18 protein-coding genes are annotated in these 18,064 nt (G+C 68.1%); 6 read left to right on the top strand and 12 right to left on the bottom strand.

Annotation, left to right across the window (positions count from 1 at the left end; all coding sequences use genetic code 11):
• Window positions 1–5: 5 nt before the first annotated feature.
• Window positions 6–590 carry an ankyrin repeat domain-containing protein gene (locus tag AC5W7N_RS05640; RefSeq protein WP_195020281.1) on the bottom strand — a complete coding sequence of 195 codons (585 nt, stop codon included), beginning with the start codon at window positions 588–590 and terminating at the stop codon, window positions 6–8.
• 200 nt (window positions 591–790) lie between these two features.
• On the opposite strand from AC5W7N_RS05640, the gene AC5W7N_RS05635 reads away from it, so the two are divergent.
• Window positions 791–1,618: an NAD(P)H-binding protein gene (locus tag AC5W7N_RS05635; protein WP_195020282.1), complete on the top strand. Its 828-nt coding sequence runs from the start codon at window positions 791–793 to the stop codon at window positions 1,616–1,618.
• Window positions 1,619–1,673: 55 nt separating this feature from the next.
• Here the strand turns inward: AC5W7N_RS05635 and AC5W7N_RS05630 are convergent, their stop codons facing one another.
• The 6 genes from AC5W7N_RS05630 to AC5W7N_RS05605 all read right to left on the bottom strand — a co-directional run bounded on the left by AC5W7N_RS05630 (window position 1,674) and on the right by AC5W7N_RS05605 (window position 7,081).
• Entirely contained in the window at window positions 1,674–2,090 is a 417-nt protein-coding gene (locus tag AC5W7N_RS05630; RefSeq protein WP_195020283.1) for an SCO6045 C-terminal-like domain-containing protein, read from the bottom strand.
• A 5-nt stretch (window positions 2,091–2,095) separates the two neighbouring features.
• Window positions 2,096–2,959 carry an MbnB/TglH/ChrH family RiPP precursor modification enzyme gene (locus AC5W7N_RS05625; RefSeq protein ID WP_195020883.1) on the bottom strand — a complete coding sequence of 288 codons (864 nt, stop codon included), beginning with the start codon at window positions 2,957–2,959 and terminating at the stop codon, window positions 2,096–2,098.
• Between the two features lie 4 nt (window positions 2,960–2,963).
• Complete coding sequence (locus tag AC5W7N_RS05620; protein WP_195020284.1) at window positions 2,964–3,938, bottom strand: TIGR04222 domain-containing membrane protein; 975 nt, start codon at window positions 3,936–3,938, stop codon at window positions 2,964–2,966.
• Window positions 3,856–4,752 carry a TIGR04222 domain-containing membrane protein gene (locus AC5W7N_RS05615; RefSeq protein WP_195020285.1) on the bottom strand — a complete coding sequence of 299 codons (897 nt, stop codon included), beginning with the start codon at window positions 4,750–4,752 and terminating at the stop codon, window positions 3,856–3,858. Before AC5W7N_RS05615 ends, AC5W7N_RS05620 begins: the two co-directional genes overlap by 83 nt.
• 111 nt (window positions 4,753–4,863) lie before the next feature.
• Window positions 4,864–6,201 (bottom strand): glucosylglycerate hydrolase, encoded by a 1,338-nt coding sequence (gene ggh, locus AC5W7N_RS05610; protein ID WP_163816379.1) that lies wholly within the window; start codon window positions 6,199–6,201, stop codon window positions 4,864–4,866.
• 313 nt (window positions 6,202–6,514) lie between these two features.
• On the bottom strand, window positions 6,515–7,081 hold the full coding sequence (locus AC5W7N_RS05605) for a DUF6069 family protein (RefSeq protein WP_163816381.1): 567 nt from the start codon (window positions 7,079–7,081) through the stop codon (window positions 6,515–6,517).
• A gap of 201 nt (window positions 7,082–7,282) precedes the next feature.
• Between AC5W7N_RS05605 and AC5W7N_RS05600 the strand changes: the two genes are divergently transcribed.
• Complete coding sequence (locus AC5W7N_RS05600) at window positions 7,283–7,999, top strand: SDR family oxidoreductase (RefSeq protein WP_195020286.1); 717 nt, start codon at window positions 7,283–7,285, stop codon at window positions 7,997–7,999.
• 38 nt (window positions 8,000–8,037) lie between these two features.
• On the opposite strand, the gene AC5W7N_RS05595 is transcribed toward AC5W7N_RS05600, so the two are convergent.
• The gene (locus tag AC5W7N_RS05595; protein ID WP_218586464.1) at window positions 8,038–8,271 is read right to left on the bottom strand and encodes a DUF2510 domain-containing protein; all 234 of its coding nucleotides are present in this window, start codon (window positions 8,269–8,271) and stop codon (window positions 8,038–8,040) included.
• A 222-nt stretch (window positions 8,272–8,493) separates the two neighbouring features.
• Between AC5W7N_RS05595 and AC5W7N_RS05590 the strand changes: the two genes are divergently transcribed.
• Window positions 8,494–9,285, top strand: a complete 792-nt coding sequence (locus AC5W7N_RS05590; RefSeq protein ID WP_228815192.1) for a polysaccharide deacetylase family protein — start codon at window positions 8,494–8,496, stop codon at window positions 9,283–9,285.
• A 28-nt stretch (window positions 9,286–9,313) separates the two neighbouring features.
• Here the strand turns inward: AC5W7N_RS05590 and leuS are convergent, their stop codons facing one another.
• Window positions 9,314–12,184, bottom strand: coding sequence for a leucine--tRNA ligase (gene leuS, locus AC5W7N_RS05585; RefSeq protein WP_195020287.1), 2,871 nt, complete (start codon window positions 12,182–12,184; stop codon window positions 9,314–9,316).
• A 305-nt stretch (window positions 12,185–12,489) separates the two neighbouring features.
• Between leuS and AC5W7N_RS05580 the strand changes: the two genes are divergently transcribed.
• Together AC5W7N_RS05580 and AC5W7N_RS05575 are read left to right on the top strand one after the other, a co-directional pair.
• On the top strand, window positions 12,490–12,897 hold the full coding sequence (locus tag AC5W7N_RS05580) for an SdpI family protein (RefSeq protein WP_163816386.1): 408 nt from the start codon (window positions 12,490–12,492) through the stop codon (window positions 12,895–12,897).
• Window positions 12,898–13,091: 194 nt separating this feature from the next.
• Entirely contained in the window at window positions 13,092–13,835 is a 744-nt protein-coding gene (locus tag AC5W7N_RS05575; RefSeq protein WP_195020288.1) for a glycoside hydrolase family 25 protein, read from the top strand.
• Here the strand turns inward: AC5W7N_RS05575 and AC5W7N_RS05570 are convergent, their stop codons facing one another.
• From AC5W7N_RS05570 to AC5W7N_RS05560, 3 genes are all read right to left on the bottom strand, one after another.
• On the bottom strand, window positions 13,836–15,881 hold the full coding sequence (locus tag AC5W7N_RS05570) for a PhoX family protein (protein WP_195020289.1): 2,046 nt from the start codon (window positions 15,879–15,881) through the stop codon (window positions 13,836–13,838). It lies immediately after the preceding gene.
• 140 nt (window positions 15,882–16,021) lie between these two features.
• A complete protein-coding gene (locus tag AC5W7N_RS05565) occupies window positions 16,022–16,162 on the bottom strand; it encodes a hypothetical protein (RefSeq protein ID WP_163816397.1) in 141 nt (46 codons plus the stop codon).
• Window positions 16,159–16,431, bottom strand: a complete 273-nt coding sequence (locus AC5W7N_RS05560; RefSeq protein ID WP_195020290.1) for a hypothetical protein — start codon at window positions 16,429–16,431, stop codon at window positions 16,159–16,161. Before AC5W7N_RS05560 ends, AC5W7N_RS05565 begins: the two co-directional genes overlap by 4 nt.
• 286 nt (window positions 16,432–16,717) lie before the next feature.
• Here AC5W7N_RS05560 and AC5W7N_RS05555 point away from each other — a divergent pair, with 286 nt between their 5' ends.
• On the top strand, window positions 16,718–17,941 hold the full coding sequence (locus AC5W7N_RS05555) for a helix-turn-helix domain-containing protein (protein WP_195020291.1): 1,224 nt from the start codon (window positions 16,718–16,720) through the stop codon (window positions 17,939–17,941).
• Window positions 17,942–18,064: the final 123 nt, after the last annotated feature.

The raw sequence follows: 18,064 nt of genomic DNA, 5'->3' as shown, positions 1-18,064 counted from the left end.
ATCCGCTAGGCCGGTGGGTCGGACCGGGTGAGTAGCCGGAGGATTTCCGTGGTGCCATCCGCTCGATGGACCTCGGCGAGTTCCCTGGGTGTTTTACCGGCCAGGTCGCCTGCTTGCGGCCCCATTCGCGCGTCGAGTCGCGCCCCGGCGCGTAGGAGGGCTTGGACGCACTCGGGCGAGCCACGGTACGCCGCCGCGCACAACGGTGGCCACTCGGTCGGCAGATCCGGGTTCAGGCCATGCTCGAGTAGCAGGCGAACTGCCTCGACGTGCCCTTTGTACGCGGCCATCGACAGAGCCATCGGCTCGGCCTCGATACCCTGCGCCAGCAGGTAGGCGATGATCTCGGTCCGGCCCCACTCGGCGGCCCAATTGAGGAGCGCGCCAACGGGAGTCGTAGCCCTCGCCAGATCGACGCCGGCTTCGTGCGCGCGCCGCACTTCCTCGACGTCACGGCGCACCACCGCCATGACGAGATCGAAATCCCGCGTACCCGGCACCGGATCAGTATGCCCGCGCGGGCTTCCGGCGAGCCGCTCTGTGGCGCGGCTTGCGATTTCGGCGCCCGCATCGCTCAGTAGGGCGAGCACAACCCTTCCGGAGACCGAGGGGGGTTCCGGCTCGGCGCGGAGACCGCAGTAGTGCGGTCCGGGTATTCACGGCGGCTGCGAGTTCGCGCGTAGCGCTGCCGGCCCGCATACCCGACAAGGCGCGTCGATCAGGTTGACCTCGATGGTTGTTGAGGTTTTAGCGTGGGTCCCAGTTGATCTGAGCGAGCAGGAGAACCCACATGATTCTCGTAACGGGAGCCACGGGCAATATCGGCAGTGCGTTGTTGACGCAGTTGGCGGGCACGGCGCAGGTGCGGGCGTTGACGCGCGATGCCGGCCGGGCTCGGGTTCCCGAGGGGGTGGAGGTCGTCGAGGGGGACCTGGGTGACGTCGACTCGTTGACGCCGGCGCTCGAGGGGGTGCGGTCGCTGTTCCTCCTGTCCCGGATGGGGCCGGATGCGGAGATCGTCGAGGCTGCTCGGCGGGCGGGGGTCGAGCATGTGGTGCTGGTTTCGTCGATCACTGTGATCACCCATCCGCATCTGGGGCCCGCGGCCGAGAATGCGGCGGTGGAGAAACTGGTCGAGGCCGGCGGGATGCAGTGGACATTTCTGCGGCCGACACAATTCGCCTCGAACACGGCGATGTGGGCGCCGGCGATCAACGCGAATCAGCCCGTCGAGGTGCCGTATGCCGATGTGGGGCTGCCGACGATTCATCCGGCTGATATCGCCGCGGTGGCGCGCGCGGCACTGCTCGATTCCCGGCATCGCGGCCGCAGGTATGAATTGACCGGTCCGGAGCTGATCAGCTCGCGTCGGCAAGTCGCGGAAATCGCCGCCGCGCTCGGCCGGGAAGTGCGTGTCGAGGAGATCAGCCGGGAGCAGGCGAGATCGGGGATGGTCGAGGTGTTCGGCGAGGACGCCGCCGACGCGGTGCTCGATGTGACCGGCGGCGATGTGAACGAGGAACTGCTCGCGGTGCGTGACACCGTCGAGCGCATCACCGGAACACCTGCGCGGCCGTTTCGTCAGTGGGTGGCGGAGAACATCGCGATATTCCGGTGAAGGAGAAGTACTTCGGGCCAGCAGACCGGAGGGCTGTGTTCGAAGGCCGCGATCGTCAGAACCGCAATCGCAGAAGGCCACGCAAACGCTCTCCGATCCGTCCTCTCCTCGAGGGCAATCGGAACCCGAGATGGGCGGCGAACCCTGCGATATCCGCTTCGGTGGAGACCTTTGGGCGTCCCCGCGCCCACTCGGCGAACGTCTGCTCGAAATCCGGGCCTGCGGCGTGGGCGAGCAGTGGATTATGACGGGCGAGGATGCCCGCACGTTTGCGCAGCAGGGCGGATTCGGCGGCACGCAGTGCGGTGTCGTCGAATCCGGGCGGCACGGCCTCACCTGCCACCAGGGCACGGACCACCGCCGCTTGACGTTCGGCGAGGGCGCGGAGTTCCTCGGGCGACGCACCGCGCGTGGTTTCGCGACCCGGTTCGGGCTGCTCACCCGAGCCGCGGCGGTAACTCCCGGGAACCACGGCGGTCACACTCGCCCCCGAACGGACCGCGCGGCGCGGGCGCGGGCGGTGATCGGCGCGCGGGCGGCGGCATTGGCGATGGCGTCGAGTTCGTCCAGGAGCTCTTCGGCGGGCGGATAATTGCCGTCCCGTTCGAGCATCAGCGGGGCCGGACAGTCGATGGTGAACTCGGCAACCAGCGTGAGGACTTCGGCGGGAACCGGATGCTGGTGGGTGTCGTGGTAGTGGCCGCCGGATTCGGTGCCGCCCGCGATATGACAGTAGGCGAGCCGGTCCACCGGCAGGCGACGCAGCTCGGTGAGCGGATCGCGGCCGCGGTTGCGGGCGTTGGCGTAGATGTTGGCGATATCGATCAGCAGGTATGCGCCGGTGCGTTCGACCAGTTCGGTGAGGAACTCCGATTCGGTGAATTCGTCGTCGGGCCAATCGAACAGGGCGGCGATGTTCTCCACCGCGAGCGGTACGGGCAGCCCGTCCTGGGTCCGGATGATGTTGCGGGTCAGCACTCCAAGCGACGCGCGGGTTCGCGGAACGGGCAGCAGGTGCCCGGCCTCCAATCCGCCGGCCCGCACGAATGCCACATGCTCGCTCACCAGCGGTGCGCCGACCCGCTCGGCGCACAATGCCAGATGCGCGATCCGCCGGTCGTCCACCGGCTCAACACCACCAAGTGAGAGCGTGACACCGTGCGGCACAACGCGCGTCCCCCGCGCACGCAACGCCTCCAGCTCCGGCGGCACAGCAGCCGAGGCGGGCAGCGATTCCGCGATCACCTCACAGAAATCCAACCCGTCGAGCTGGTCGATCAGGCCGCAGATCTCCGACCGCCAGCCGATCCCGAGCGCGTGATCCGGCAGCACACCGTTCATGAACTCAGCCGCCGCAGCCACCGCAACCGCCACAGCCGCTACAGCCACCGCCACCGTCGCCCCCGCCGTCACCGCCACCATCGGCGCCACCCGAAGGCGGTTCGACGGCTTGGGCCAGCCCCGGATCGAGCGCCGTCAGGGCCGCGGCGCCGAATACCGCGACGGCCACAGCGGCCGCGCCGACGCCGTAGGTGGCATACGCGGGTGAATTCGACGGACGCAGGTGCGAATTATCGTCCACCGCATGTGCTCTGGCCGCCTCGCCGCGTGGGGTCAGCCGCTCCGGCGTCATCACCCACCACCCGGCGAATGCCAGGACGAGCAGACAGGGCACCAGGAAGCCCGACGGGTTGCCCGCGAGCACACCGGCGACGAACCGCACGACGCCGAGCACCCCGACGATCAGGATCGGCATCCCGGCATCGCGTGCGTCGCGCTTGTCCTCCTCGCCGGTGAGGTAGCCGCGTTCGACCAGCGACGTTTCCAATTCCCGCACCGGCGTTTTCGCGGCGGCGGTGATGTCGTTGATCGTCTGCTTGTGCGGGCCGAGCACGGCATGGATCGCGCTGGTGAACCAGTCCAGCTGGGCCCGCTCGGCCGCGGTGGGTGGGCGGGTGGGAGTGGCATCGGAATCGATGAGTTCATGGCTGCGCAGCAGCGTGACGGCGGCGGTGACCGCGCGTTCCGCGCTGAACAGCATCGCCGTCTCGGGAGCGGTCAGCTTGTCGAGCGAGACGCCGGTCCATTCGGACGCATGCCGGTGGGTGTACTTGTGCTGCAGATATATCCCGGCCGCAACGGCCAGCAGCGCGACCGGAATGTAGACCATCAGGAAGTCGGCGCCGGAGATTCCCCAGGTCTCTCCCGCCGCGACGAGCTCGAGGTGCGTGGCGAACTCATCCACCGCAACCACCACCGCCGCAACCGCCACCACCGCCGCAACCACCGCCACCGTCCCCGCCGGCACCTCCGCCGCCATCGGCGCCACCGGTCGGGGCATCCACCGCATTGGCAAGTCCCGGATCGAGGACGGTCAGCGCGGACGTGCCGAAAACGGCCACCGCGATCGCGGCGGCACCGATGCCATAGGTGGCGTAGGCGGGTGAATTCTGCGGCCGCAGATAGGTGTGCTCGGACACCGCCCGCTTCTTGGCATCGGCGCCGCGCCCGGTGACCCGCCCGGGACGGACCACCATGCCCCACGCGATCGCCAACGCCGCCAGCGTGAAGAACAGGAACATCGTCGGATTGCCGTTGATCAACCCCGCGAAGAACCGGATGACGCCGAAGATCGCCACGATCGCGATGGGCATGCCCGCATCACGAGCGGCCCGCCGGAAAGCCGCGTCGGGCAGGTACCCGCGCTCGGTCAGCGACTCCCGCAGCTGCTCGATCTGGGCGCTCGCCGACGCCGCGATGCCGGCGACGGTCTGTTCCTGTGCCGTCAGCCGGTCGAAGATCGCCAGCGTGAACCAATCGAGCTCGGCGCGGTCGGCCGCGGTCATCGCGCGCGTCGGGGTGGCACGCGAATCGATGAGATCGTGGCTGCGCAGCAAGGCCAGTGCCGCCATCACCGGACGCTGATCGCCGTACAACATGGCGATCTCGGGCGCACTCAACTTCTCGGGCGGCGCGGCCGACCGGTCGATGTTGCGCCGCAACCACCATCCCGCCGCGACGGCGAGAATCCCCACCGGGAGGTACACCGACAGGAATGCCGAACCCGAAATACCCCAGGTCTCCCCCGCGAACACGTCGGGATGCGCTGCGGCGAACCGCTCCATCACACTCATTCTTCGCGCCTCCGACCTGCGTCACCGTTGCACCAAGTATCGGGGCGAAGAGTGTTCGGCGCCACGACAAACCGGTGGCGGAACAGTAAAACCCGCGTGACCAGTGAGTTTTCAGCCCAGCCAATCGAGAACCGAAGCCGCGGTCCAGGACTGCTGCATGCTGCCGAGCGGTTCGCCGGTGAACGGTTCGTAGTATTCGGCGAAGCTGCCGTCGCTGGCTTGGCGCAGGCCCTCGGCGCGCAGCATGTAGGAGCGTTCGGCCCAGCCGCGGCGGGCGAACGACCAGGAGAACAGCCAGGTCATCACCGGCCAGACCGGGCCGCGCCAGTATTCGCGCGGACGGAAATCCTTGGACACCGGGGAGGTCGACGGCGGCAGCGCGTAGCGCAGATCGGGGTGAGCGCACCAGCGCGGACCCTCGAACGCGCGGATCAGGGCGCGTTCGGCGTCGCGTTCGAGCCCGCCGCACAGCAGCGGCGCGAACATCGACAAGGTTTCGGTGGTGATCCAGCGCTGCAACCGGACGTCGAAATCGCGTGCCGCGCCGGTGCGTGGGTCGGCGGAGGCGACCACACCGGCGCGGAACCGTTTCGCCCATCCGTACAGCTCACGGACGTCGGCGTTGGGCTGATGGTATTCCTCGCCGATCTGGGCCAGCACCTCGCACGCCATGGCGAAGATCGCGGAGACGAACACGTCCTCGACGGCGAAACTCATCATCGAGGTGAGCTGGTAATCGTCGTAGCCCGCGCGGCGCATCTGCTCCACCAGCCACAGGTAGCGGTCGTATTCGCGGTCGCTCGGACGCTGGCTGGGGTCGTCGATGACCAGCACGTCCTCGCGGCGATAGGCGGGCAGATCCCCTGGCACCACATTCGCGTAAGCCCGATCCCAGCGCGGTGAATTGTCCATCCCGGATTCCCAGCCGTGATAGAGCGTGATCCGGCCGTTCTCCTTGGGGTCGCGGGCGGTGGCCAGCCAGCGATGCCAGCGCACCAGATCGGGCCAGCGCCGATTCAGGAACTCCTCGGCCACGGCTCGGGTACTGCGGCCGTGCCTGCGCGAATGGTCGAGGATGCGCTGCACCGCGATGGCGTGCACCGGAGGCTGGGTGATGCCGGAGGTGTCGGGACCGTCGGGCGCGTGCACGGCCAGCGTGCGGCACTCCCACCTGGCCGGACCGGGAAAATAGCCGTCGACGCCGTTGGCGAAGACGATGTGCGGGATCATCCCGTTCTTCCACTGCGCTGACAGCAGCGTGTCGAGCTCCACCACTGCCCGCTCCACGCTCAGCGGCGCCAGACCGACCGTGACGAACGCCGCGTCCCAGCTCCACATGTGCGGGTACAGCCGGGGCGCGGCGCTCGTCATCGTGCCCAGGTCGTTACCCCGCAGCAGATAGGCCGCGCGGGCGGAGAGCTGAGTGGGGGTGAAACCTGGGTGGACCATGCTCCTATTCTGCGGGCTGACCGGCGCAAACGCTCGTCGGGGCCGGGTTGTTACCGGCCGGTGAGCTCGGTGTTTCGGGTTCGTCACCGGAGGCTGCTGTGCGACACCGGAGTCGAGCACCGTGGGTCGCCCCGGCCGATCGCACCACCGCAACGGCCGGCCGAACGCACCACCGCAACGGCCTGCCGATCGCACCACCCCAACGGCCGGCCGAATGTGCGACCGCGCCGACCCGCACACGCGGCGATGGGCCGAAGAAGAGACAATTGGACACGGACAGCGGCTTGGGCCCCGGGCGAACCCACCCCACGACTCAGTACTGCTGCGGCTGACGCTGGATGGCGCTGGCACCGATCGAGCCGAGCAGGGTGATGATGCAGAGTCCGGCGATCAGGTTGATCACGGCGGTGGCGATCTTCGCGTCCAGATCGGCTACCAGCGTGAACGGCAGCAGCACCGCCAGGGCGGTGAGCAGGCCGGTGATCCAGTAGTAGAACTGCATCGGGCTCGGCATGAACGCGAGCAGCAGGTTCAGCAGGCCGGTGGCGGCGATCGCGGCGGCGGCGCCGGCCAGCGCGTACGAGGTGGTCGAGACCGTGCCGTAGGCGCCCGCACCCTCCGGCGAGAGGACCGAGATCTTCAGGATCCCGCGCACCAGCATGATCGCGACGACGATGACCAGCGCGACCACCACCGCCGTGCCGACGCCACCGGCCCACAATCTGCCCAGATTGATCTGCGGCATCTGCCGCTGCGGCTCCTGCCCGTACTGCTGCGGCTGCTCCGCGTAGTGCGAGCTGTACTGGCTCTGGGTGTAGGGCTGGGTGTAGGGCTGCTGGTGCGGGTCTTCCCGCCCGTAGTTGCGCGACGGATCCGTCATAGGGCGAAACTACCTCGCAGAGCCTGCTGTGCATATCGGAACCGACCTGGCCTGTCGCCGCGACCTGCCCACCGGCCGCCGGTTACCCCGCGCATCCAGCGGTACCTGCGCGGCGCGCGGAGATGTCGGCGCAGGTACAGGCACTGCGGTCGCCGATCCCGGGAGCGGAACGCGCGTTCGGCGCCCGATAGCGTGATCGTCATGGAATTCGCCGCTGACACCGATATCGCCGCCCACTCGTCTCGGCCGGCCGCGCTGATCACCGGCGCGAGTCGCGGTCTCGGCGCCGCCATCGCCCGGGCGCTCGCCCCCACCCACGAGCTGCTGCTCGGCGCCCGGTCGAGGCAGTCGCTCGATGCCATCCTCGCCGAGCTGCCCGGCGCGACCGGGGTTCCGGTCGAACTCACCGACTACCCGGCTGTCGCGCAAGCCGTCGCCCCGATCGAACGGCTGGATGTGCTGGTACACAATGCCGGGATCGCCGATCTCGGCACCATCGCCGAATCGTCGGTGCGGCAGTGGCGTAACCAGCTGGAGGCCAATGTCATCGCGGTAGCCGAACTCACCCGCCTGCTGCTGCCCGCGCTGCGCGCCGCGAACGGGCATGTGGTGCTGATCAATTCCGGTGCCGGCCTGCGCGCCAACGCGGGCTGGGGTTCCTATGCCGCGAGCAAGTTCGCCCTGCGGGCCTTCGGTGACGCGCTGCGGCTCGAGGAGCCCGACCTGCGGGTGACCTCGATTCACCCCGGCCGCATCGATACCGATATGCAGCGCGACATCATCGCAGGCGAGGGGCGCGAATACCGCCCGGAGGAATTCCTCACCGCCGAAACCGTCGCACTGGCCGTGCGCAATGCCATCGAGACACCGCGCGACGCCCACCCCACCGAAATCATCCTGCGCCCGATCGCGCGCTGAACCAAGAGCATCGCTTGGCCCGAAGCACTGTCCAGTGGTCAGGCACGTGGTCGGGTCTGAGCGGTCCACTGGTGCCCGTCGAACCAGCGGAGAAGGCTCGGATCGGCATGATCGGGATACCAGCCCGGCGCCATTGCGGTCAGCGGGCGGCTCGCGGGCCGCGAACCCGAAGTCGATGCCTTGACGATGGCGAAAACGAGGCCCGCCACTCCTGCGATCAGCACCAGAAAGACCAGCAGGACGAAAAAATGCCAGATGCTCAATGCTCCCATCCGCCCAGTATTTCGTTGACTGCCGCGCTGGTTGCAACGCTCTGCGTGCGGCCGGTGCCGGGAAGTGCGCGGTCGGTGTGGCCTCGAAGGCGCGCTGTGTGTCCAGCGCAGTTGTGGCGATCCCAGGGAAACCGGTTCGACGCCGGTAGAGTCCTCGCTGCATATCAGCACGTCAGTGAGGTCTTCGGTAGCACGGTTCGGTTCGGCGAGCGGGGTTGCGTGATGGACAGACGCCAGATGTTGTCGATGGTGGCCGCGGGAGCTGCGATGGCCTTGGCCGGATGCAGTGCGGCGCAGGGTGAGCCGGCCGCGGCGGGAATGCCGGAGGTGCCGGTTCCGGCGCCGGTGCCGCCGCCGCTGCTGCCGCCGCCACCGGGTGGCCCGAAGACGACGATCGCGGCCGAGACCATCACCGCTCTGCCGGGGCCCGGCAGCAGCATGGCGCTCACCGTGGACGACGGTGCGAGTCCCGAAGTGGTCGGCGCCTACATCCGGTTCGCCAAGGACACCGGCGCCCGGTTCACCTTCTTCGTCACCGCCTATTACGAATCCTGGAGCGCGCACCGCGACGAACTGCGTCCGCTGGTCGATTCCGGGCAGATCCAACTCGGCAACCACACCTGGGACCACGCCGATCTCACCGCGAGCTCCGCATCGGCGGCCGCCGCGCAACTCGAGCGCTGTAAGACGTTCCTGTGGAACACCTTCGGAGTCGACGGCACGCCCTACTATCGTCCACCGTTCGGACGGCACAACGCCGCCGTCGATGCCGTGGCCGCCGACCTCGGATATACCGTCCCGGTCATGTGGTACGGCTCGCTGTCGGACTCCGGGCTGATCACCGAGGCGTACCTGATGGAATGCGCGCGTAAGTATTTCAACCCGCAGACGATCGTCATCGGGCACGCCAACTTCCCGCCCGTCACCCGCTGCTACGGCCAGCTGGTCGACATCATTCGGGAACGCAACCTGTCGATGGTCACGCTCGACGATGTGTTGCAGGTGCGGGCCTGAACCCGGTGGCTCAGGCCCTACGCCCTACTCAGGGAACGATGTTCACCATGCGACCAGGAACCACGATGATCTTGCGCGGCGCATTGCCTTCGAGCAGCGCCGCGATCTTCTCATCGGCCAGCGCCGCCGCCTCGATCGACGCCTGATCGGCATCGGCGGGCACCTGGATGCGGCTGCGCACCTTGCCCTTCACCTGGATCGGGTACTCCACCGACTCGTCCACCAGCAACGCCGGATCGGCGACCGGGAACGGCCCGTGCGCCAATGCGGTGGTGTGGCCGAGGCGCTCCCACAGCTCCTCGGTGATGTGCGGGGCCAGCGGGGCGAGCATCAGCACCACCGGCTCCACCACCGAACGCGGCGCACCGTTGGGGTAGGCCTTGGTGAGGTGGTTGGTCAGCTCGATCAGCTTGGCGCCCGCGGTGTTGTCGCGCAGTGCGGCCAGATCCTCGTCGACGCCCGCGATGGTCTTGTGCAGCAGTCGCAGCGTCTCGTCCGTTGGCTGTTCGTCGGTGACGCGCAGCGCGCCGGACTCTTCGTCCACAACCAGCCGCCACACCCGCTGCAGGAAGCGGTGCGCGCCGACGACGTCCTTGGTCGCCCACGGACGCGAGGTGTCCAGCGGACCCATCGACATCTCGTAGAAGCGGAAGGTGTCGGCGCCGTACTGATCGCAGATCTCGTCCGGGGAGATGGCGTTCTTCAGCGATTTGCCGATCTTGCCGTACTCCTGGTTCACCTCGATCTCGGTGCCGGAGGCGTCGGTCCAGAAGAACTTGCCGTCGCGCTCGACCACCTCGGCCGCGGGCACGTACGCGCCACGGGAATCGGTGTAGGCGTAGGCCTGGATGTAGCCCTGGTTGAACAGCCTGCGGTACGGCTCGCAGCCGGAGACGTCACCCAGATCGAACAGCACCTTCTGCCAGAACCGCGCGTACAGCAGGTGCAGCACGGCGTGCTCGACACCGCCGACGTACAGGTCGACGCCGCCCGGATCGTCGGGGCCGTGCCCCTCGGTGCGCGGGCCGAGCCAGTACTGCTCGTTCTCCTTGGCGCAGAACGTCTCCGAGTTCGTCGGGTCGGCGTAGCGCAGCTGATACCAGGAACTGCCCGCCCAGTTCGGCATGACGTTGGTGTCGCGACGATATTTCTTCGGGCCGTCGCCCAGATCCAGCTCGACGTGCACCCAGTCGGTGGCCTTGGCCAGCGGCGGCGACGGTTCGGAATCGGCGTCGTCCGGGTCGAAGGTGACCGGCGCGAAATCGTCCAGCTCCGGAAGCTGCACGGGCAGCATGGATTCCGGCAATGCGTGCGGTGCGCCGTCCTCGTCGTAGACGATGGGGAACGGCTCGCCCCAGTACCGCTGACGGGCGAACAGCCAGTCGCGCAGCTTGTACTGGACGGTTCCGGTGCCGTGACCGTCGGCTTCCAGCCTGCCGATGACGGTGGCCTTGGCCTCCTCGACGCTCAGTCCGTTCAGGTAGTCGGAATTCACCAGGGTGCCGTCGCCGGAGTAGGCGGCCTCGGTGACGTCACCGCCGGAGATCACCTCGACGATCGGCAGTCCGAACGCGGTCGCGAACTCCCAGTCGCGTTGATCGTGGCCCGGGACGGCCATGATCGCGCCGGTGCCGTACCCGCTGAGCACGTAATCGGCGACGAAGATCGGCACCTGCGCGCCGTTGACCGGGTTGGTGGCGTAGCTGCCCAGGAAGACGCCGGTCTTCTCCTTGTTCTCCTGCCGCTCCAGATCCGACTTCGCGGCGATGGCCTTGCGGTATCCGGCCAGTGCGTCGGCGGGCGTGGCGCCGCCGTTGGTCCAGCGCGGGTCCACGCCGTCCGGCCAGGCGGGAGCGGTCAGCTGGTCGACCAGCTCATGCTCGGGCGCCAGCACCACGTAGGTCGCGCCGAACAGGGTGTCCGGGCGGGTGGTGAAGACCTCCAGCTCATGCCCGTCGGCGGCGAAACGCACCTGCGCACCACGGGATCGGCCGATCCAGTTGCGCTGCATGGCCTTGACGTTCTCCGGCCAATCCAGCCGATCCAGATCGTCGACAAGCCGATCGGCGTAGGAGGTGATCCGCATCATCCACTGCCACAGGCGCTTACGGAACACCGGGAAATTGCCGCGCTCACTGCGGCCCTCGGCGGTGACCTCCTCGTTGGACAGCACCGTGCCGAGGCCCGGGCACCAGTTGACCACCGAATCGGTTTGGTACACCAGGCGATAGGAGTCGATCAGGGCGCGGCGCTCGGCTACCGACAGGCTCGCCCAGTCCTTGTCGCCCGGCACCGCACGCGCACCGCTGGCGAACTGCTCTTCCAGCTCCGCGATCGGGCGGGCACGATCCAGTTCCTGGTCGTACCAGGCGTTGTAGATGCGCAGGAAGATCCACTGCGTCCACTTGTAGTACTCGGGATCGGTGGTCGCGAACGAGCGACGGCGATCGTGGCCGAGGCCGAGCCGATCCAGCTGGCGCTGCATGGTCGCGATATTGGATTCGGTGGTGTCGCGCGGATGCGCGCCGGTCTGCACCGCGTACTGCTCGGCGGGCAGGCCGAAGGCGTCGTAGCCCAGCGCGTGCAGCACATTGCGGCCGTGCATGCGGTGGTAGCGGGCGAACACGTCGGTGGCGATATAGCCGAGCGGGTGACCGACGTGCAGCCCCGCGCCGGACGGGTACGGGAACATGTCCTGCACGAACAGCTTGTCCGGCGGGGTCGGGCCGGCCAGCGGGCCGACCGGGTTCGGGGCGTGGAAGGTGCCGCGCTCGGCCCAGGTCTGCTGCCAGCGGCGCTCGATTCGGCCGGCGAGCTCGGCGGTGTAGCGGTGCGCAGGTGCGTCGTCGGATGCGGCTGTCTGCCCGGCCGCAGGGTCGGTTGCACGGGTGTCCTGCACGGTTCTGCCTTCTTTGCTCGCCGATCGGGAGAAATATCGTCGTCGAACAGGGTAAGTCTTGGCACTTGACAACCCCAAAAAGGGGCCGATCGGGTCGGCGGCGAACCGGTCTGTGCGTTCGTCCGGCCGACCAGCGGGTCTGGTGACCCTGGTACGGCGGCTCATCGCCGGATTTCCGCGAACCGGTGGTGACCGGATCCGGCGGTCCCGCGCGGTTCGGCGCACGGCCGTGACGCCCGCCACGATCGCGTCGCTTCGCCGGTAGCGGTCGGCCGCTGGTAGACGGCCTGCGGTAGCCTGCTCGGGTGGTTGTCGTCCCCATCATCCTGTTCCTGCTGGCCGCGGTAGCGCTGGCGATCGGCGTGCTGGGTCTGGCGGGCAAGCTGCCGCGCAACCGATTCGTCGGCGTGCACACCGATGAGGCGCTGAGCACCGACGAGGTCTTCCGCGTCGCCAACCGCGTCGCCGCCCCCACCTCCCTCGCCGCCGGTGCGCTGCTGTTCTGCGGCGGGCTCGTCACGCTCGCGGCCGGTGGATTCGCCGTCGTGCTGATCGCGCTCGGCGTCGCCGTGATCGCCCTGTTCACCCTCGGCGCCGGCGCCACCGCCGGAGCCCGCGCCGCCGCGGCCCTCGCCCCGCCCGCCGAAACCGGCGGCTGCGGCAATTCCTGCGGCGCCTGCTCGCTGCGCGACACCTGCCAACCCGCGGTCTGAGCACGCCTGCTCAGCCGGGCCTGGTCCCGTCACGCCGACCACTCACGGTCGGGGCCGATTCGCAGCACGTTCCGCGAGTCCTCGCTGCGTTATCCGTCGCCGAGCACCCTGTGACCGCTCACGAGTGAACATTCGGCAAAAGCATCAGATGTAACACTGGTCACACCAGCTCGCGGTGGCTATCGTCGGACGGCATGGAAAGTACCCGCTGGAGAGCGACCTGCAAGCTTGCGTTGTCCGCCTTCATCGCGGGCGGCGTCCTTACCGCGACCGTGCCTGCGGCGCAGGCCGAGCAGACCGGGCCGGATGTGTCGTCGTGGCAGCACATCGATGGGCGGATGATCGACTGGTTCGCGGTGAAGCGGTCGGGGCACGACTTCGCGATGGTGAAGGCGACCGAGGGGCTCAGCTACATCAACCCGTATTTCGTGCCGGACAGCGTGCTCATGCGGGCGGCGGGGGTGGCGCGCGGCACCTACCACTACGCGCGGCCGCAGTTGCCGCCGGAACCGCAGGCCGCGATGTACGCGGCGGTGGTGCTGGGACAGAACGGGCCGCTGGACCTGCCGCCGGTGCTCGATCTGGAGGATTCGGGCGGGCTCGCCCCGGCCGCGCTGATCGACTGGACGCACCGCTATCTCAACACCGTGCAGGCACTGACCGGGCGGGTGCCGATCATCTACACCTATCCGAACTTCTGGCGCACGGCGATGGCCGACAGCGACCAGTTCCACCGGTACCCGCTGTGGATCGCCGATTATCGCGGCAATCCACAGCCGGAGGTGCCGGGTGATTGGCCCGCGTGGACGTTCTGGCAGACCACCGACAGTGGATCGGTCCCCGGCATCGCCGGTGGTACCGACGTGAACGTCTACAGCGGAGCCCAGGGCAATTTCGCGCAGTTCGCGAACATGGCCGGGCTGTTCGGCAGCAGCTGATCACATGCCGATGCGCCCGCCGTCGGCCTTCCACACGGCGACCACCGACGGGCGCGGCTGGGTGTCGCCGCCATCGGGCCAATGCGAGACGGGCGCGTCGGCGGAGGCGCCGTCCGCTTCACCCGGATGCTGCACACACACCAGCACCCGCTGCTCGGTGACGACGGGCCCGCAGGTCTCGCCGCCGGCGGGCACGGTGAGGAACTGCTTGGTCTCACCGCGGCGCTCGCCCTCGAGCGTCACCGCGAACAGGCCGTCGTTGGATTTCAACGCGTTGCCGTCGGTGGAGATCCACAGGTTGCCGTACGGGTCGAAGGCCACATTGTCCGGGCAGGAGATCGGGCTGACCTTGGTCTTGTCGAATCCGCCGTAGTAGGTGTCGGCGGCGGCCGGATCGCCGCAGACCAGCAGCAGCGACCAGGTGAACTCGGTGCCCTTGTGGTCGTCGACGATCTCGAGGATCTGCCCGTTCTTGTTCTTGATCCGCGGGTTCGCCTCGTCGGGGCCGGCCTTGCCGTCTTCGCCGCGCTTGCTGTTGTTGGTCAGCGCCACGTAGACCTTGCCGGTCTTGGGGTTGGCCTCGAAATCCTCCGGGCGGTCCATCTTGGTGGCGCCGACCTTGTCGCCTGCCAGCCGGGTGAAGACCGCGACCTCTTGGGCGGACATGCCTTCCACCAGTGATTTCGCGCTGCCGTCCTCGCCGGCCTCGAGGATCGGGATCCATTGGCCCTTACCGGTGAAGCCCTGATCGGACGGCACATTGCCGGAGCCGTCGATGCGGTCGGGGTGATCGCCGGTGAGTTTGGCGACGTACAGCGTGCCTGCGTCCAGGATGGTCATGTTGTGGCGGCGGCTCGCCGCACCGGTGCCGGGCTGGATCTTGCGGGACGAGACGAACTTGTACATGTACTCGAACCGCTCGTCGTCGCCGCTGTAGGCGACCACGGTGCCGTCGTCGGTGACGTGGATATTGGCCGACTCGTGCTTGTTGCGGCCGAGCGCGGAATGCTTGACCGGGGTGGAGGTAGGATCCCACGGGTCGATTTCGACGACGTAGCCGAACCGGTTGGACTCGTTGGGTTCCTGCGCTACATCGAAACGCTTGTCGAACTTCTCCCAGAAGTGCGGGGAATCGACCTCTCCGACGCCGTAACGCTCGGCGCGTTCGGCGGCGACGGGATCGGCGGGCTTGCCGACGAAATAGCCGTTGAAGTTCTCTTCGCCGGAAAGCACTGTGCCCCAAGGGGTCACCCCGCCCGCGCAATTGGCGAAGGTGCCCGCGACCTTGGTGCCGGTGGGGTCGGCGGAGGTTTTCACGAAATCGCTGCCGGCGGCCGGGCCGGTGAGCAGGAATTCGGTGTCGGCGGTGATGCGGCGGTTGTACTTGCCGAAGGCCGGGGTGAGCTTGCCAGAACCGGACTCACCCGCCACCTCGACCACCGAGAGTCCGTGCGCGGCAATCGCGATACCGAACTGCTCGGGCGTCATGGTGTCGCCGTTGAAGCCTTTGAACATGAACGGCTCGGTGGTGTATTCGTGGTTGACGACGAGCAGGTAGCGGTTGGCCTGGCCTTCGATCGGCAGCAGCGCGGCGAAATCGTTGTTGTAGCCGAACTGCTTCGCCTGCGCGGCGGCGGTCTGGTTGTCGAAATCGAATTGCGGCGCGTCGGGGAAGATCGGATCACCCCAGCGGATCACCACGCCCTGCTGGTAGCCCTCGGGGACGACGACGGCGTCTTCTTTGTTGGGCGCCACCGGCGTGAACCCGAGGCCCGAACCGGCGTCGGTGTTCGAGGCCGCCTCGGCACCGTCGTCACCGCAAGCAGCGAGCAAACTGCCCGCCCCCACCGCCAGCACCGCGGCCGCGCCGCCCTTGAGCACCCCGCGCCGCGACATGGCGGAGACGATGTCGCCGAAATATTCGCCCGAGGACTTGTTGGAGACCTCGTGGAAGCACGCGTTACCGCACTTGTAAGCGCAGGTAACCGCGGAGCGCGACGAACTGCCGTCATGCTGCACGAAAAGGGCGAGTGGGGTGAAGCTCACGGTGCCTCCTGGATCAAGCCGACGGGCGCACGCTAAACCACCAGGGCGAGTCGAAGACTACGGCAAGATGAACGTCCATCGAATTAGGCAGCCCTCAGTTATCGCCCTGAACAGGACAAATCGGCGCCGATGGAAGCCGGTCAGCGCGTGTGGCCACGTTCCCATTCCTGGAGAACTTCCGCCAGCGTGCGCCGCTCACCCGGCATGCCGTATTCATCGAGGGTCGACCACGTGCCGTCATCCCACTGCACCCAGCCACGAATGTGGGCGTCCTCGGTCACCGCGTGAACCTCTCGGCGCGCTGATCCGGAACGATCGCCCCCACCGCCACCAGGGTGCGATAGGCGTCCCGCTTGTGCGGGCAGCTGTCGATACCGCACCGACGGTGCGCTTGCATCGTGGCGTGCGCCATCCGCGCCGACATTCGAGGTGCGCGCGCGGTGATCGGAGGTTCATCGTCATCGAAGGCGTAGGGCAGAACGTAGATCAAGCCGAGCAATAAGACGGCAACCGTGCCCGAAACTGCGAACGCGGTGATGTAGTCCGACATGGAACCCCCTGCGGTTGTTGGTTTTTGGGAGCAACCGGCGCCGGGGAATGTGGGGCACGCACCCGGCGCCGGAAGCTGGTAGAAGGTTGGGGCGAGAGATGCCGCCGCACGGGTACCGGCGCCCCACCATCCGAGGTGGGGGGAATTCCCCGCCCTGCCAGCGAATTCGATCCGCATCGGAGCCGATGCCACCCGGCTATCCTGGTATTCAATGCTTGGCGAAGGTGTGGCCGAGGCCTCGGCCGGCGTTCGTGCAGGCTCCGGTTCCGCGAAGAAGGACAGGCACATGCCGAACCCTGACGACCTCGCCGGACGTTCGATCGGTGAGCGAATCCAGTCCATACGCACCCGCACCGGAAAGTCGCGCGCCGTTGTCGCCGGACTCGTCGGCCGGTCCGAGGAATGGCTACGCGATGTCGAGCGCGGACGCCAAGGAGCTCCGGGGCTCGAGATGCTGCTGAAGCTCGGTCAAGCGCTCGGTGTCCGCGATCTCACCGAGTTGACCGGGGACCACGAGCTGCTGGTCGGCCTGTCTCGACGGGCGGGCCATGCCGTCGTCCCCGCAATTCGCGAAGCGATCGAATCGGTGGACCTCACACCGACTGAGCCCACGATCCGGCCGGACGAGCTTCGCGCCCGCGTGGATCGCGCGTGGCGGCTGTGGCACACGTCGACGACGCCGCGCGCTGACGCGGGTGCCATGCTGCCCGAGCTCATCCGGGAGGGCAGGCGCGCGCTGCGCACCCTCGATGGAGGCGACCGCCGCACGGCCGCAGCGGCATTGTCGGGTGCTTACGCGCTGTCGGAGCAGGTTCTCGCATGGGTGGCCGACGCGCCGCTGCTGTGGCTGGCTGCCGATCGTTGCATGGCCGCAGCCGAAATCGCCGACGACCCCGTCACCCTGGCCTCCGCCTCGTGGGTGCTCGGCAATGTCTGGCGTTCGACGAGCCGCGAAGAAGACGCCTACCGCTTGGCTCAGAACGCCGTAGCTCTGCTCGAGCCACGGTTGGACGACAGCAAGGAGGCGAAGGCCCTGTGGGGCGCCTGCCACCTGCACGGCGCGATCACGGCGGCTCGCCTGGGTCGTGAGGGTGACGCGCTGCGCGGTATCGACTCCGCCATGGCGATGGCCCGCGCGCTACCCGAGGGCTCCGCGCACCCGTGGACCCTGTTTGGGGTCGTCAACACCGAGGTCACAGCCGTTTCGGTGATGGTGGACATGCGCAGATCCGGAGGCGCACTCGAAGCGGCCTCGGTGGTCGACCCGGACGCCATGCCGAGCATCGACCGCCGCGCCCGGCTCTGGCTGGAGCTGTCACGCGCCTACGGGCAGCAGAAGGACTGGCTCGGCGCTCTCGGCGCCCTCCGGACGGCGACCGCCATCTCCGAGGAGTCGATGAGCTGCCACCCGATGTCCCGCAACCTCGCGGCAGAACTGGTCACGCACGGCGGCAAGATCATCGAACGCGACGCCCGCTCGCTCGCACAGCGGCTCGGCGTCACGGCGTAGCTCACCCGGTCCGGCGAGAGCTCCATGGCCGAGGCAGCGCGGACCGCGCGCGAGGTGCCATCTCGACCACGGTGATGTCGAGATCCCGCCAGCCATCGATCTCGGCGATTCTTACCGTCGGTC

Source organism: Nocardia sp. CDC519 (assembly GCF_059509835.1).
The sequence above is the reverse complement of the archived record's forward strand: the minus strand, read 5'-3'. Positions and strand labels throughout refer to the sequence as shown.

Bases quoted from the DNA above. Each gene is read 5' to 3' on its own strand.
- AC5W7N_RS05635 (WP_195020282.1), top strand. From the start codon at position 791: ATGATTCTCGTAACGGGAGCCACGGGCAATATCGGCAGTGCGTTGTTG.
- AC5W7N_RS05625 (WP_195020883.1), bottom strand. From the start codon at position 2,959: ATGAACGGTGTGCTGCCGGATCACGCGCTCGGGATCGGCTGGCGGTCG.
- AC5W7N_RS05620 (WP_195020284.1), bottom strand. From the start codon at position 3,938: ATGGCGGCGGAGGTGCCGGCGGGGACGGTGGCGGTGGTTGCGGCGGTG.
- AC5W7N_RS05615 (WP_195020285.1), bottom strand. From the start codon at position 4,752: ATGAGTGTGATGGAGCGGTTCGCCGCAGCGCATCCCGACGTGTTCGCG.
- ggh (WP_163816379.1), bottom strand. From the start codon at position 6,201: ATGGTCCACCCAGGTTTCACCCCCACTCAGCTCTCCGCCCGCGCGGCC.
- AC5W7N_RS05605 (WP_163816381.1), bottom strand. From the start codon at position 7,081: ATGACGGATCCGTCGCGCAACTACGGGCGGGAAGACCCGCACCAGCAG.
- AC5W7N_RS05600 (WP_195020286.1), top strand. From the start codon at position 7,283: ATGGAATTCGCCGCTGACACCGATATCGCCGCCCACTCGTCTCGGCCG.
- AC5W7N_RS05595 (WP_218586464.1), bottom strand. From the start codon at position 8,271: ATGGGAGCATTGAGCATCTGGCATTTTTTCGTCCTGCTGGTCTTTCTG.
- AC5W7N_RS05590 (WP_228815192.1), top strand. From the start codon at position 8,494: ATGGACAGACGCCAGATGTTGTCGATGGTGGCCGCGGGAGCTGCGATG.
- AC5W7N_RS05575 (WP_195020288.1), top strand. From the start codon at position 13,092: ATGGAAAGTACCCGCTGGAGAGCGACCTGCAAGCTTGCGTTGTCCGCC.
- AC5W7N_RS05560 (WP_195020290.1), bottom strand. From the start codon at position 16,431: ATGTCGGACTACATCACCGCGTTCGCAGTTTCGGGCACGGTTGCCGTC.
- AC5W7N_RS05555 (WP_195020291.1), top strand. From the start codon at position 16,718: ATGCCGAACCCTGACGACCTCGCCGGACGTTCGATCGGTGAGCGAATC.